Raw genomic sequence first — 15,154 nt, forward strand, 5'->3', positions numbered from 1 at the left:
GACGCAAATTGCTGCCAGGTCGCATATTGCTCTCTTGTGCAGTCAGTCGTTCCGTGAGGTCGTGAAAATACAGAACTGGGCTGATGAAGCGAAACTGGATGCAATGTGTGCTGAACTACAAGTCTGGGGAGAGCGCCCAGATGCTTTTGAATGGTTATTATGGAGAGCAGCGGTCGGATGGGTATAAGATTCCCGATGATATTTATAACTATGAAGTCCATAGGTGATATACTCCAAAGGAGCTATTATATTCATGCAGGAGTACATCCATGCCCAGGCCAATCCGTATCTTAGCCGTTGATGTCGGCACCGGAACACAGGATATTCTGCTCTTCGAGAGCGGCAAAACGATAGAGAATTGTTTTAAGATGGTCATGCCATCGCCAACCGTCATTGTTGCCGAACGCATCAAACAGGCGACTGAGCGAGGTCAGCCCATTTTGTTGACAGGTGTGACGATGGGTGGTGGGCCATCGCATTGGGCCGCGCGGGATCATGCGCTGGCCGGTTATGCCGTCGTCGTAACACCCCCGGCAGCACGCACCTTTGACGATGACCTCTCGATGGTCGAGCAGATGGGTTTCGAGATCATTGACGAGGATGAGGCGGCGAGGCGCCTTGAAGATAAGGGGATAGTGCATGTCGAACTGCGAGACTTCGATGCCCAGGCCATTATTCACGCTTTGCGCGCATTCGATGTTGATCCATCCGTTGATGCCCTGGCTATCGCGGCTTTTGATCATGGCGCCGCGCCGCCAGGAGTGAGCGACCGGCGTTTTCGCTTTGACTTTATTGCGCGGACTGTACATGCTAATCCGGTTCCGAGCGCTTTTGCCTATGCTGCACAGGATACGCCCGCGGATCTGACGCGATTGCGTTCGATAGCTACCAGTGCCGCACGTTATCGCGAGTTGAGCGGCTCGAGTCTGCAAGCCCCCTTATTGTTGATGGACACCGGTTCGGCGGCAGTGCTTGGCGCGCTGGAAGACCCGCTTGTGCGAAAGCAGCAAAATAGTCTGCTCTGCAATATCGGCAATTTCCACACGCTTGCCTTTCATCTTGTGCATGGACGCATTGTGGGCATCTTTGAACATCATACAGGCGAGATAGATCGGACGCAGCTTGAACAAATGCTGGTGAAGCTGGCAGAGGGTACGCTGACAAATGAAGAAGTGTTCAATACGAGCGGTCATGGGGCGTTAGTATTACATGATTCGGGGCCTGATGCCAATGTAGGGAACTTCCCTTTTCTGGCCGTTACCGGACCGCGGCGGGAATTGCTACGCGGCTCGCATCTTCATCCCTATGAAGCGGTTCCGCATGGCGATATGATGCTGGCGGGCTGTTTTGGATTGCTGCGTGCTTTTGCCGATCATGATCCGCAGATGGCATCATTTATCGAACCATCCTTATTATCCAGTTGAGATTGCTCATAAATCAAAATCTGTATGACCTGGCTGAATCGGCCTGGCATAGCATTTTAAGCACAGACATAAGCTTTTCTATTTGTGCATGAAGCATTTATTTGAAACTCTTGACAGTCATATCTTTTCATGCTACTGTTAACGAGGGGCCAACCATTCGGTTTATTCCGTTGTATATTTTTTTTCAAGAGCTATGGCAGGGGGCGTAGCGAAATATATCAACAGGTTGATTGCTGCTTTGTATACCTATCACACGATTCACAATCATGAGCGATTATTCACGTGTGATTTGTGTGCAAGCGATGCGTGAAAGAGACGTACTTCCCGGTTGAACACAAATATTTTGTCTCGTGAGTTGCCTGATGTGGGGAATGGCAATCATCTTTTTGTGTTTTTGTGCGCTTCGTAACTTGCCCGGCTCTTCTCGTGTTCGCGAGAAAGGAGCCTGCTTCATGAAGCAGTTCGTGACGCATCGTCCGCGATGGCAGCTTGCACTTACCTTCTTCGCCATCGCCCTGGTGTTTGCTGTGGTACCGGTTCTGAGTGTGATTACTCAGGCCAGGGCTGCGGGGCTTAACAGCGAATCGGTCGCAAGCCCAATTAGTATTACCTTCAAAGGCAAAAACTACGACCTGGTTAGCAGCACACCCAAGCCGCCGACGGATCAGCAGTGTCGACAACAATTTCATCATCCCTGTTATAGTCCGCAGGAGATACGCCATGCCTATAACCTGGACCCCGTGCTTAACGCGGGCTATGATGGTACCGGCCAGTCAATTGTGATTATTGATTCGTTTGGCAGCCCCACTATCCAGAAAGACCTGCATATCTTCGACGTCGGCTATGGCCTGCCCGATCCACCCTCCCTTAAGGTCTATGCCCCTTTGGGGAAGGTGAAATTTGATCCCAGCAATAGTGATATGGTTGGCTGGGCTGTTGAAACCTCGCTCGACGTGGAATGGGCGCATGCGATGGCGCCCGGCGCGAACATCGTGCTGATGACCAGCCCGGTCTCTGAGACGCAGGGCGATCAGGGCATGCCGGAGTTCCTGTATCTTGAGCAGTATGCCGTGAAGCACAATTATGGCAAGATTATCTCACAAAGTTGGGCTACTACGGAAAACACGCTCTTCAATCATCCAGGCGGCAGGCAGATTCTCAAGAACTTTGAGACGTTCTACCAGCAGGCGGATGCGCAGGGCGAAACCATCTTTGGCTCATCGGGCGATGGTGGTGTTGGCAATCCTAACGTAAACGGCCAGATTTATCCTTTCCCCACCGTCAATTTCCCGGCCTCTTCACCCTACATCACGGCGGTTGGTGGTACCAGCCTGATGGCTACTATTCACGGCCAGTACCAGTCTGAGGTTGGATGGAGCGGCAGTGGTGGCGGGATCAGCCAGTACTTCCCGGAGCCTGCCTACCAGCAAGCGTACCTGCCCTCCTCTGATCAGCAGTTGCTGAATGGATATCGCGGTTTGCCGGATATCTCATCTAACGCTGATCCAGCCACACCTGTTCTGATCTACTTCAGCTTCCTGGGCCCCAGTAAGGCGGGATACTATGGGATCGGCGGCACGAGCGAGGCCTCACCTACGTGGGCGGGTATCATCGCCGATGGCAACCAGATGGCCGGTCGCCCACTTGGTTTCATCAACCAGGCGCTGTACCAGATTGGGGCCAGTAAACAATATGGTGCATCGCTGCATGATGTGACTAAGGGCAATAATAGCTCACATGGCATCCAGGGTTATAATGCTGGTCCTGGATGGGATGCGGTTACCGGTCTGGGCACGCCTGATGCGGCGAAACTCTTGCAGCAGTTGATCTTGCACACGTAAGATGGATTCACTTGCATGAATGAAGAGAGGGGCGCATTTGTGGCGCCCCTCTCTTTTGTTTGTTTTCAAGTTGAAATAAAGATTTATGACTTGCCTGGTTTAGGTGGACGGAACGGGATAGGCCCGGTTTTTTTATGGGATCGATTGGAAGCCTCGTGGCTGGCTGAGCCGGGTGCTTTTTTGGGTTGGATGCGGGAGACCTTTTCACGGATCAGACTGATCTGGGAGTGTACTGCCTGGCGCGATTGTTTGAGTTTACGGGCGATTTCGGAGGGACGTTCGCTGTTGACAAGATGGCGGCAGATAATCTCTTGCTTCTCTGTCAGATCAACTGCTGGATGCTCAAGGGCTGCCCGAGCCATATCCTCCAGTTCACCATAGCGGCTGCGTCTATATGCGTCGAGATCACTGGGAGAGAAGAGCCAGCGGTCAACAATGCGAATTCCGGGGATACGTCCTGCTTCTACAAGGTGCATAAAATGCCAGTAACTGAGGTCTAGCTGTTTGGCCGCTTCGTGCGTTGTTAACATGCCATTAAGGTGCTGCAAGTTGCGGTGTAATTCATCGCTCCTTAGAGCCATAGCGGACACCTTTCTACGGATTGCCGTAATGTACAAGTGTCAAGCAAACTCATAGTCAATCATCGTGAGTATAACATAGAAGGCAGAGCGAAGGCAAGTGTAGTAGAACTCATCAATTCATGCGAGTAGAGACAAATGAAATGAGCCAGGCGAGTATCTGTAAGATGCTTGCCTGGCTGCTTGTAGTGGATAATTGAAGGTCTCACCTGTTTGTTGGAAATAGCTGCTGTAGCTTCATTGCAAGCATCATATCGCCAGATACGCGAAGTTTGCCGGTCATGAAGGCGTTCATCGGATCTAGCTTGCCCTCTGTGATGGCAATCCAGTCTTTGTCGCTGACGGTGAAGGTGATATCGGGTTTTTCAACGCCGCCGGGGATAACCTCTCCAGTTCCGTTGTTAACGCGAAATGCCCATTTCCCGGCCTGATCTCCGGTGATATTCCACTGGAAAGTCTTGTTCATACCCGCGGCAGCGGCAGGATTCATGGCGTTAGGCATTTGCTCGAAAATTTCCGCGATTGTCATTACTGTTTTCTCCTTACTAATACTTGCAGGAAAAATTCCTGTTGGCACAATCATAGTATAGCACGAAGTTTTTCGTGTCGCTATGGTTTGTTTGCTTGCCGGAACTCAACGTTATTCCTCGGTGCCGAGAAACACACGCAGGTAGTACAGCGCCATATCTGCGTGCATCCAGCGCATACCCGGTTCAAGCCGCGAGATGACATCATACCAGCTGAGTGCCTTGTAGAGGCTGCCCAGGCGATGAGCAAGCTCGAATATGCGTCGCAAATGCTCCATTGGCTCATAGCGCGTCCATGGCTCCAGGTATGCCTGGACCAGTCGCCCAAGCATCTGCTCATCATACTCCAGGATATACCTGGCTACTCGCAATACAATAAACATCGTGCTGAAAGGGTGCCCCAGGCAGTATTCACCTGCGTCGATGACGACATACGTCTCGCCATTGTACAGGATGTTGCCGTTGTGCAGGTCGAAATGATGCAAGGATTCAGGAACCCTATAGCTCGCCAGCTCATGGCATATTTCCTGAAACTGGGGAGCGAAAGCCAGCAGTTGTTCATGCTCGCTGCGAGGCAATCCATTGGGCTCATCGATCAACAGAAATGGCGTCGCCGCCAGTATCTCTTGATAGAGGTGTGGCAACAAATGTAACCGCCGATCCGGGCAACCGGTTGCCTTTAGCGTCTCCATGTGTTCCGCCAGTTCGATTTGCATCTCGGCAAAGCGTCTTAATGCAATCTCCAGGCGTTCGAGAGTCGGTGGCATGTCCCGCAGCGGTATTCCTGCATCCTGCATCAACATCCAGTTGCGCTGCCTGCCACGAACGAGCAATCCCGGCACAAACGTGGGAACGAGCCGGTGCAGTGTCTCTGTCAAGGCAGGCTCGAAGGCAAACACTGGAGATGGGACTTTGAAGTACAGGTGGCCTTGCGATGTTGGCACGCGCAGTACCGCGGCCCATGGTCTGGAGACAAGCTGCTCTATAGGGGCAATTTGGGTATAACCCAGCCGCTCAAGCTGCTCGCCTATCCAGGCAATGACATTGTCGAACCATCCTATGCGCATCCATGGTACCCGCAGTTCTGAAATCCGTCCATCCTCGACTTCGGCGAACCAGGTTTCGAGAACCGGGCGATGCTCTGGAACAGCTAGAGAGAGATCTGCCAGTTCTGACCGCTCAATCCAGTGTCCATTCGCGGGCAGCGATACTTCCGGGCTATGGTTGTCCAGGGCAAAGACGAGATGCTCGTCATCTCGTTCCTCACCTGGGTAGCGGTCATATGCGCAAAAGAGAACAGTGGTAGTGAGTCCGAACTGCTCTTTCATAGCGGCGTTGATACCTATTGGGTCTGAACAATGATGGTGCGGCAGCGACCAGCCTTGCTCCTCTTGCAAAAGAAGAACAAGGGGCAGGCGGGTATGAGGAATGATGCTGTAGTTGTCGATATGTTCGCCGGGCATAATTTAATCCTTCCTTGTCAATTTTGTCTGTTCCAAAACACAAAAAGGCCGCGAGCGTTTATAAATTCGCTCACGGCCTGGTTTCTGTCAGGGTTATCTACGCGATTTTATGTCTGGGTAGAGCGGCGAGATGTCCTGAAAATGGGCATAATACGGCCATGGGCGACGGGGCGCAGATTCGCAAGCCGAGCCTGCATGCGCGGACACATCCCATGTGCCATATTCGTCTCACTCCTTTTTGTCTCATCAGGCTGGAATGCCAATGAATTGATGTTAACAGGATAGCATGGCAGGGTTGAGTTGTCAAATGGAAATTCCCACTTGACAAATTGCTCTATTATGGTTTACTATAGTGCTATGTACATAGTTATTTAGAAGCTTAGGTAAGTGAAAGAAATGAAGGGACAGATGGATACTGAGAAACCGGCAATTGAATTCTATCTTGACCAGCGATCAGGCGTTTCTCCTTACATGCAACTTGTTCAGCAGGTCAAGCATGCTTTACGCCTGGGCTATCTCAAAGAAGGTGACCAGCTACCGACGATGCGTATGGTCGTTTCAAAACTGGCAATTAACCCTAACACTGTCTTTAAAGCGTATCGAGAGTTGGAGTATGAGGGCCTGGTTGAAAGTCGTCCGGGGCAGGGGACTTTTGTGCGCAAAACGCTGGCCGATGCCTCGTTAGCGAGTCATGGTGAGCTGCGTCAGAGCCTTATCAAGTGGCTGCAAGAAGCCGAAGCGGCTGGATTAGGCGAAGAGAGCATCGCAGCCCTCTTTGCCTCTACATTTCAACAGTTTCATAAAAGGGAGGAAATTGCATGATCCAGGCATTAGAGGCGACTGATCTTGGGAAACGCTATGGAAAAGAATGGGCGCTGCGTGATTGTACCCTCAAACTTCCTATTGGGCGTGTTGCCGGGCTCGTTGGCCCGAATGGGGCAGGCAAGACAACTTTACTCCATCTTGCTATGGGCCTGCTTGAGCCGAGTACCGGCAGCGTTCAGGTGTTGGGTATATCCCCGCGTCAGAACTCATCCTCCATCTTACCACGCATCGGGTTCGTGGCCCAGGACCGACCCCTTTATCGCACTTTTAGCGTGAAAGATATGCTGACACTCGGACAGAAGCTGAATCCACATTGGGATATGGCTCTTGCCCAGGAGCGCCTGGCAAATCTTAGCATCCCTCTCAATCGCACGACCGGGAAACTTTCAGGTGGTCAACAAGCGCAGGTTGCGCTCGTCATGGCCCTGGCAAAGCGGCCAGAGATGCTCATTCTGGATGAACCTATCGCGAATCTTGATCCACTTGCGCGTTATGAGTTTCAACAGACGCTGATGGATGCTGTTGCCCAGGATGGTTTGACCGTCCTCTTCTCATCTCATCTCATCGCGGACCTTGATCGCATCTGTGATTACCTGATCATTCTCTCGGCCTCCAGGGTGCAGGTCGCCAGCGATATCGATTCTCTGCTCAGAACGCACAAACGCTTGATCGGCCCACGCGAGCGGCAAGCGTCCATAGCCAGGACGCATACGGTTCTCCGGGAGCAATCGAGTGAACGCCAAAGTAATTTATTGATACGGGTGAATGGACCCGTTCTTGATCCGGCCTGGGAAGTGCAAGAAGCTTCCCTTGAAGACATTGTTCTCGCCTATCTCGCTCTACAGACAGGCGTTACTTTCTCAGTGCAGCATAAAGATACCCAGGAGGTTCCATTATGATTTGGGTCACATGGCGACAGCATCGCCTCGAAGCCTTGATTGCAGCGATAATTCTGGCAACCCTGATACTCATCTTGCTTATCACCGGCGTCGATATGCTCTCCACTTACCAGAGTACTGGACTCGCTAGTTGTGTGACGCCACAGCCCACATGTGGTGAACTCGAAGGAAATTTTATCAATCAATTTAGCGGCAGTGTCTCACTTCTATCAATCGCGCTCAGCTGTTTGCCGCTGTTGGCCGGAATGTTCATTGGAGCTCCGCTGGTGGCGCGTGAACTAGAACAACGAACGTATCGCCTGGTCTGGACCCAGAGTATTACTCGCGTACGCTGGTTCGGAACGAAGCTGATCCTGCTTATCGGTATCAGTCTTCTGGCTTTCATTGCGCTCGCCATCCTTACCTCATGGTGGAGTAGTCCATGGAACGCAGTGATACCCTGGTCGACGTATGATATACGAGGAATCGTATTGCCCGCGTATGCTCTTTTCGCGCTTGCGCTCGGAGTCGCCGCTGGTGTCCTTGTACGCAAATCAGTGCCTGCGATTGGTATCACGATTGTAGTGTTTCTACTGCTGAGATTAGCAATCGCGTTTTTGCTCCGCCCATACTTTCTTCCACCACTTAGTTATACCGGTTCTGTGGATAACCCTGGCCCGCCATCGCCTACCGATTGGACGATTCATGTTGGCACAAGCGACCGGTATGGACATGAACTTTCAGACAGCCAGATCGGCCAGATATGTCCACAACTTAAGGGGAATGGGAGCGCCAGCGCCTTTTTGGCATTTAGAAATTGCGAACACGCGCAAGGCTTCCACTCTTTAAGTTTCTACCAACCAATCGATCGATTCTGGCTATTCCAGTCCTTAGAAGCCGCGATCTTCTTGCTATTAGCAATAGCTCTGCTCGCGCCTGCGATCTGGCTCGTGAGCAAAAAGATTACCTGAAAAAGTTATGGATGTATAGAGAGCCTTTTTTCTCTTTCACTTGTATATGCTTTGCTTCGATGGTATGCTGATTTACGCATTGGTTTTATGTATATCGCTATACATTTCAATCGCATGAGGCTGAGCAATGGGAAATGAACAGATTCTGCGCAGGGTGAGAGTAGAGGGTGGAAACCTGAAATTTAGTGCCGCCCACTTCATCACCTATGGTGGCAAATGTGAACGGTTGCATGGCCATAATTATGGCGTGCTGGTTGAGATCGAGGGATCATTGAACGAAGATAAACTGGTCTTCGATTTCACCATACTCAAGCGACTTGTGCGTGAAGTGTGCCAAGAACTCAATCAACGCTTTTTGCTGCCAGTGCGTAATCCGCATCTTGAGATAAACGAGCTTGCCGATGCCTGGGAAGTACGTTTTGAGGAGAGACGCTATCAGCTCCCGCGCGCCGATGTTGTCGCGCTGCCCATCGATAACTCCACCGCCGAACGGCTGGCGGAATATATCTGCGGCGAATTACGACGCAAACTCGCCGCGTATGATATCTCCAATTTGCACACTATCATGGTCGGCGTGGCGGAGGCGCCCACCCAGATGGCCTATTATCGCGAATCGCTGCATGAGGCAGAGTAGGCCTGTTCCTAACTTGCCTGAGCCAGTGGCTTCGTCATACGTTTGATCTGCCGCATTTGTTCATGCAGGCGCTCACGCCGGCCTTTTTCCGGTAAGCCGCTGCGATAAGCACTTTTATATGCCTCGAAGTCCCAGGTCGAGAAGAATTGCTCGGCAGCGGTTCTACCGTTCTGATACAACAGATCGGTCTGCTCTTTGCTCAAATTGAAGCTGGTGCCGCTGATGCCGTTTACCGGTATCACAATTGTGCGCACAAAGGTATGGTCGTCCATGTAGAGCCTGTCGTGAGCGGTGAGCATGGTATTCAAGAGCGCCTGCCCGACCTGTAAGACATTCCCGGTCGGGTTAACAGGCCATGCATTGGTGCTGGTAGGCAGTGAATCCACCAGGTGGAAGCCAAACGTCGGATGACGCGGCTCGCCCGGCACGTCGAAGAGCGATACCGGAAAGTTGCTGAGCAATCCGCCATCAACGATGCGAGAGTTTGTCCCATCCTGATTCTGCTGGTTCACGGGTATAAAGAAAAAAGGAATGCTCGCGCTCATACGTACTGCCAGCGCAATATTGAGATCGTCGGGATCGATGCCATATTGAAGCGCATCTTGTGGCAAGCGCAGCATGCTGCCAGATGTAATATCAGAGGCAATCACTGTGAGACGATAGCGAAAGCGGGAATCCTTTGGCTCATTCTCTCGGCCTGGAATGACCAGGTCTCCGAACTTGCTTTTTTTCTTTGCTTGCAAATGCTCACTCATGAACTCCTCGATGTAACTTCCGCTGTGGATGCCACAGCGCGTGAGCAGATTGAAAGCTTCTCTCAGAAAGAACCAGTTGAAACCGCGATCTTTAGCGAAGCGCCGAAAATCCAGGCTGCTCATGATCGTATATAGTTCACCGGCTGAATAATCAGCGGCCATCAGCGCTGCCACAAATGCGCCTGCTGATGTACCGGCAATATTGCGCCAGCGGTAGCCTTTTTCCTCGGCTACCGAGAGAGCTCCTACGTGGGCGATCCCACGTACGCCTCCGCCTTCGAGGACGGCATCGGCAAATTGTGATTGGTTATTGCCTGGTTGTACTGGATGTAACATAGAAATGTCTCCTGTATGCCTGGGGAGTTCTGCCAAAACTCTCCCAATTCATTTCAACGGTTGTACGAGTTAAACAAGAGATTTTTGTCGATAAAATCTCTTATCTGGAAGCTTTCTTTAAATCAGTATGAGGACGTGCAGGCTTTCAATTTAGCCTCAAGCGCGGCTATTTCTGCCTGAAGTGCAGTGTTATCGCTGCGAATCTTCAGGAATTCCTGGCCAATCCAGGCGATAAAGACGCCTCGTGATGGTGTCCATTCGAGCATTGTCCAGCGAAAGACCTGCTGCGTTCCTGCTCCCAGGGATGGGTTAGATTCTTCGAGAGGATTGCGACCGATCTCTTCCTGAAGTGGCATGTTCGCGGGAGGCCAGTTGTTTTTCAGGACATATTCGCGAAAACCATGCACCACTTTATGACCGTTGGGAGCGGTCAACGTATTGCCGTCATCGTGCCAGCCGGCAGGAATAATGGGCACAAATTGCTCCTTTGTTGGGTCGAAACCGGCCGGTGGTACCGGCAACCATGGCGGGACTACGGCTGTCGCACTGACCAGGCGCATCCTGGCAGTATCATATTTGCGCGGCCCTGGGCGCAGCGTGGTTGGATTGTAGAGATTGGTCACGTTGGCCGAATCGCGCACCAGGAAATTACCATCGGCTGCAACGCCTGTCAGCACAATGATGTGGTTGCCGGAGGGTTGCCAGGGATACGGCACGACATCTCCAAGTCCCATATCATAAAAGCTGGTTTCAAGCCCTGCTACAAGAATAGGATAACCAAGGCGCAGCCATGCTCGTAGTGCAGCGACATCGAGACTTGCGGGTACGAAGTGCAGTCCAATTTGCGCGAGCAGCTCATACAACTGCTCTAGGGTCATACCATTAGTATTGGAGATTGAGTTATTGCCGTCGTATTGAGCATACCACTGCTCGGCCTCGGCAATCATCTGTGCGGGTGTTTGGGTGGGAGCATGACCGACCGGAGCCATTGATTTCACAACCGCGCAGGCAAAGAATCCGCAGGCGAATTGTGTTTTTGCTGGCTGGAACTGGTCTACATCCTGGAAACTGGCAATTTCGCCGGTTGAGGATAAAGGAATCACGGGGAAACCTCCTTGGGGTATTCTCATTCGAGAGGATGAATGAGTTCGAAGAAACATCGAGGGTGAATAAGGGGACGACAAAACGCTAAGAGGAGCAAACGCCGCACGCTTGCTTAGTGACAAGTATAACTGAGAAATGGAGATTTGTCTAGAGGTATGGCGCTCGTCTTAAAAGACTGGCAACCTGTTTCTCGCCTTCATTCGCCAGTGTTCCTCAGTAGATTCTCAATATAGCACTTCACGGCCTGAACTTGCTCGCTTTCATCGTGCTGATCGATGATCTTCACAAGGGCGCTGCCCACAACGGCGCCATCAGCAAAGCGAAACACCTCTGCGATATGTTCAGGTGTAGAAAGTCCGAAACCCACCGCGACAGGCAACGGTTTGCCTTTCATATAGCCATAGACTCTAGCCACGAAGCTACGTAAGTGGGGTGGTAAAGTTGTGCGAGCGCCGGTGACGCCACTCAGGGAAACGCAGTAGATGAAACTACTCGTATCACTGGCTGCCTGAAGAATCTGAAAAATGCGCTCGCCAGAAGCGGTGGGTGGGATCAAGAAATTGAGAGAAATTCCATATTTTTGGGCCGAATCTTGCAATGGAGCGGCTTCTTCGGGAGGCAGGTCGGGAATGATCAGGCCGCAGATACCGCTAGCTGTGGCATGTTGGCAGAAACGTTCGATGCCATATGCCAGGATAGGATTGTAATAGCCCATGAAGATCAGGGACGTATCGCATTGAGCGGAAATCTGGCGCGCAATTTCCATACAGCCCTGGATGGTCATGCCACCTTCGAGAGCTACGTGACCTGCATGCTGGATGGTCGCTCCATCGGCGAGCGGATCGCTGAATGGTATGCCCAGCTCGATGATATCCGCGCCTCCCCGAACTGCTGCTAGCACCAGTTCGATGCTCTGTGCTGCCGATGGATAGCCGCACATGAAATATGGTATGAGGACTCCTCGTCCTTCATGCCTGGCTTTTTGAAAAGCCTTGCTGATACGGGAAGCGGGCATTGTTGTATCGAAGCCGGTGTTTTGCGGATTCTGATTTGCGGTTTGCATGTTTATCTCCTGAGTAAGTTGGGTTTGTAGCACTGGGCACGGTGTTGAAATTGTTGCGACGGCTCCCAGATCACAACGTCACATCCAAAGCGTTGGCAACGGTGAGCATGTCCTTGTCGCCGCGCCCGGACAGGTTCACTATAAGGAGTGATCCTGGTGGAATATTGCCCTGCTCGCCCAGCTCCAGCAAGTATCCAAGCGCGTGAGCCGGCTCTAAAGCGGGAATAATGCCTTCGCTCCTGCTCAGCGCTTGCAAACCTCGCAACGCGGCTGCATCACCAGCAGAAACATAGGTTGCTCGGTGTGTTTCTTTCAGATAGCTATGTTCGGGTCCAACGCCAGGATAATCGAGTCCCGCCGAGATGCTATGCGTATCGAGTACCTGCCCATCCTCATTTTGCAGGAGGTAGCTGTATGCGCCGTGCAATACGCCGGGCCTGCCTGCTACCAGGGTTGCCGCATGCTGGCCCGGTTGCAGTTCCTTGCCTCCAGCCTCGACGCCGATCAAATGTACTTCAGGATCACCGGCAAAAGGGTAGAAAATGCCGATGGCGTTGCTGCCACCGCCGACGCAGGCAACCACCATATCAGGCAGGTGCCCCTCCTGAACGAGAATTTGTTCGCGGGCCTCAGTGCCGATCACGGATTGGAAATCGCGCACGATGCGCGGATAGGGATGCGGGCCGACCGCCGAGCCAATCAGGTAAAAGGTTGTCTCTACGTTTGTTACCCAGTCGCGGATGGCTTCATTGATGGCATCTTTTAATGTGCGGCTACCGCTGTTGACCGGGCGCACCTCGGCGCCCAACAATTTCATGCGAAAGACGTTGAGCGACTGGCGTTGAATATCCTCTTCTCCCATGTAGACGATGCATTCCAGTCCGAGCATGGCACAGACGGTAGCGGTGGCAACGCCATGCTGTCCCGCGCCTGTTTCCGCGATGATGCGCTGTTTGCCCATGCGTTTTGCCAGTAGTCCCTGGCCAAGCGCGTTATTGATCTTGTGCGCGCCGGTATGCGCCAGGTCTTCGCGTTTGAGGTAGATTTTTACTCCTGGCGCTACCAATTGGGAGAAACGCGGCACATAATGCAGCGTTGTTGGGCGACCGACGAAGCTGGCAAGCAGTGCTTGTAATTCTTTCGTGAAACCGGCATCGTTTTGGGCCTCTTCATAGGCCTGCTCTAATTCTGAAAGAGGGGCCAGCAGGCTTTCGGGAACGAATTTGCCGCCGAAAGCGCCGAAGCGTCCATGCTCATCGGGATAGCGATGATACTGATATGTTTGAGTCGAAATGGGTATTTGCATGGGTTATTTCTCTTCTCTCTTGGTCTTCTCTGAAGAATATCTGGCGGCAACATTACGCGCTTGCTGGATAAAGGCACGTATCTTCGAGTCATCTTTCTCTCCAGCAGTCTCAACACCGCTGCTGACATCGATACCCCAGGGCCTTACCTGAGAAATTGCCTCGCCAACGTTCTCCGGGGTCAATCCACCGGCAAGCAATACGGGTATTTCTTGCGCTACCTGGCGAGCGAGGCTCCAGTTATGGGTCAGACCTGAGCCGCCCCATTGAGATGAAGGCGTGTCGAGCAGAATGCGCCACATTGCCCCGCGATACGTGGATATCAGTCCGAGGTCATCTCGACTATGCAGGCGTAATCCCTTGATAACGGGGCACTTTATCTGCTGGCAGAACTCTGGAAGTTCGCTGCCATGCAATTGAACAAAATCCAGGCCAAGCTGTTCAACGATATCGTTAATGAAGTTTGCCTCCCTGTTAACGAAGACACCTACGATATCAGGCGCTACTGGCCGATTTTCCATTGTGTTAAGCAGTTCCCTGGCCTGGCAAGGGTCGATATAACGCGGGCTTGGCTCATAGAACATCAGGCCAATCATATCCGCGCCTGCTTCGATGGCGGTTTGCAGGTGATGAGGAGCGCGCAGACCGCATATTTTGACCTGTACATCCCTGTTTGCCCCTTGTAATAACGCGCGCATCTGAGCAGGTATGTCGCTTGATGTGACAAGCGATTCGCCAACCAGCATGGCCTGTACATTATAGCGCGCGAGCCTGCGGGTATCGGCCGCCGTATGAATACCACTTTCGGCCACGATGACGCGATCTTTAGGGATAAGCCTGCTCAATTCGCGAATGAGGTTGGGATGCAACTCGAATGTTGCGAGGTCGCGGCTGTTGACGCCGACAATGGCTGCTCCTGCGCTGACTGCTCGCAGTGTTTCCTCCATACTATGAACTTCGACCAGGCATTGCATATGTAGCTCCTGCGCAATTCTGAGCAGATGCTTGAGCTGGGTATCATCTAAAATGGCGCAGATGAGCAGGATGGCATCTGCACCCCATGAGCGTGCTTCATATACCTGGTACTCATCGAAGATGAAATCTTTACGCAGAACGGGGATATTTACAGCCCGCTTGATTGCTGTGAGATAAGCTGGCGAGCCAAGAAAAAAGTGCGGCTCGGTCAATACTGAAATTGCAGCCGCGCCGTTGGCTTCGTAAGTTCGTGCCAGTGCGACAGGATCGAGATCAGGTGCGAGTAGCCCTTTTGATGGCGAAGCCTGTTTCACCTCCGCAATCAAACGTATGTTTGAGCCAACCCTGAGAGCCTGCCACAAATCTCGCGGTGCGGGCTGGGCAGCAGCAAGGCGTTTTACGTCCTCCAGCGGGATTTCTCGCTTGCGCTGTTCAAGATCGACGCGTGTTTGAGTGATGATGCGGTCGAGAAACAT

The 15,154-nt window shown here is 52.2% G+C and carries 14 protein-coding genes; 6 read left to right on the forward strand and 8 right to left on the reverse strand.

The annotated features are described in order from the left end of the window. The first annotated feature begins 269 nt into the window (after nt 1-269). Both VFA09_16280 and VFA09_16285 read left to right on the forward strand, forming a co-directional pair. A complete protein-coding gene (locus VFA09_16280; protein ID HZU68836.1) occupies nt 270-1,424 on the forward strand; it encodes a DUF1786 family protein in 1,155 nt (384 codons plus the stop codon). A gap of 452 nt (nt 1,425-1,876) precedes the next feature. After that, complete coding sequence (locus VFA09_16285) at nt 1,877-3,265, forward strand: S53 family peptidase (protein ID HZU68837.1); 1,389 nt, start codon at nt 1,877-1,879, stop codon at nt 3,263-3,265. 83 nt (nt 3,266-3,348) lie between these two features. Here the strand turns inward: VFA09_16285 and VFA09_16290 are convergent, their stop codons facing one another. From VFA09_16290 to VFA09_16300, 3 genes are all read right to left on the reverse strand, one after another. Further along, entirely contained in the window at nt 3,349-3,846 is a 498-nt protein-coding gene (locus VFA09_16290; protein ID HZU68838.1) for a helix-turn-helix domain-containing protein, read from the reverse strand. Nucleotides 3,847-4,048: 202 nt separating this feature from the next. Beyond that, nucleotides 4,049-4,372 carry an SCP2 sterol-binding domain-containing protein gene (locus VFA09_16295; GenBank protein HZU68839.1) on the reverse strand — a complete coding sequence of 108 codons (324 nt, stop codon included), beginning with the start codon at nt 4,370-4,372 and terminating at the stop codon, nt 4,049-4,051. Nucleotides 4,373-4,483: 111 nt separating this feature from the next. Next, on the reverse strand, nt 4,484-5,833 hold the full coding sequence (locus tag VFA09_16300; protein HZU68840.1) for a phosphotransferase: 1,350 nt from the start codon (nt 5,831-5,833) through the stop codon (nt 4,484-4,486). A gap of 408 nt (nt 5,834-6,241) precedes the next feature. On the opposite strand from VFA09_16300, the gene VFA09_16305 reads away from it, so the two are divergent. From VFA09_16305 to VFA09_16320, 4 genes are all read left to right on the forward strand, one after another. Beyond that, complete coding sequence (locus VFA09_16305; GenBank protein HZU68841.1) at nt 6,242-6,655, forward strand: GntR family transcriptional regulator; 414 nt, start codon at nt 6,242-6,244, stop codon at nt 6,653-6,655. Beyond that, a complete protein-coding gene (locus VFA09_16310; protein ID HZU68842.1) occupies nt 6,652-7,557 on the forward strand; it encodes an ABC transporter ATP-binding protein in 906 nt (301 codons plus the stop codon). The genes VFA09_16305 and VFA09_16310 overlap by 4 nt, the downstream gene beginning before the upstream one ends. Beyond that, nucleotides 7,554-8,507, forward strand: a complete 954-nt coding sequence (locus VFA09_16315; GenBank protein HZU68843.1) for a hypothetical protein — start codon at nt 7,554-7,556, stop codon at nt 8,505-8,507. The genes VFA09_16310 and VFA09_16315 overlap by 4 nt, the downstream gene beginning before the upstream one ends. 127 nt (nt 8,508-8,634) lie before the next feature. After that, nucleotides 8,635-9,141, forward strand: coding sequence for a 6-pyruvoyl tetrahydropterin synthase family protein (locus VFA09_16320; GenBank protein ID HZU68844.1), 507 nt, complete (start codon nt 8,635-8,637; stop codon nt 9,139-9,141). 8 nt (nt 9,142-9,149) lie between these two features. Here the strand turns inward: VFA09_16320 and VFA09_16325 are convergent, their stop codons facing one another. The 5 genes from VFA09_16325 to trpCF all read right to left on the reverse strand — a co-directional run bounded on the left by VFA09_16325 (nt 9,150) and on the right by trpCF (nt 15,154). Beyond that, a complete protein-coding gene (locus VFA09_16325; GenBank protein ID HZU68845.1) occupies nt 9,150-10,232 on the reverse strand; it encodes a patatin-like phospholipase family protein in 1,083 nt (360 codons plus the stop codon). A 122-nt stretch (nt 10,233-10,354) separates the two neighbouring features. Continuing rightward, the gene (locus tag VFA09_16330) at nt 10,355-11,335 is read right to left on the reverse strand and encodes a hypothetical protein (GenBank protein HZU68846.1); all 981 of its coding nucleotides are present in this window, start codon (nt 11,333-11,335) and stop codon (nt 10,355-10,357) included. 197 nt (nt 11,336-11,532) lie between these two features. Continuing rightward, the gene (gene trpA / locus VFA09_16335) at nt 11,533-12,399 is read right to left on the reverse strand and encodes a tryptophan synthase subunit alpha (protein ID HZU68847.1); all 867 of its coding nucleotides are present in this window, start codon (nt 12,397-12,399) and stop codon (nt 11,533-11,535) included. A gap of 70 nt (nt 12,400-12,469) precedes the next feature. Beyond that, on the reverse strand, nt 12,470-13,705 hold the full coding sequence (trpB, locus tag VFA09_16340; protein ID HZU68848.1) for a tryptophan synthase subunit beta: 1,236 nt from the start codon (nt 13,703-13,705) through the stop codon (nt 12,470-12,472). A 3-nt stretch (nt 13,706-13,708) separates the two neighbouring features. Next, nucleotides 13,709-15,154 (reverse strand): bifunctional indole-3-glycerol-phosphate synthase TrpC/phosphoribosylanthranilate isomerase TrpF, encoded by a 1,446-nt coding sequence (trpCF, locus tag VFA09_16345; protein ID HZU68849.1) that lies wholly within the window; start codon nt 15,152-15,154, stop codon nt 13,709-13,711.

The sequence above is a fragment of the Ktedonobacteraceae bacterium genome (genome assembly GCA_035653615.1).
GTDB lineage: Bacteria > Chloroflexota > Ktedonobacteria > Ktedonobacterales > Ktedonobacteraceae > DASRBN01.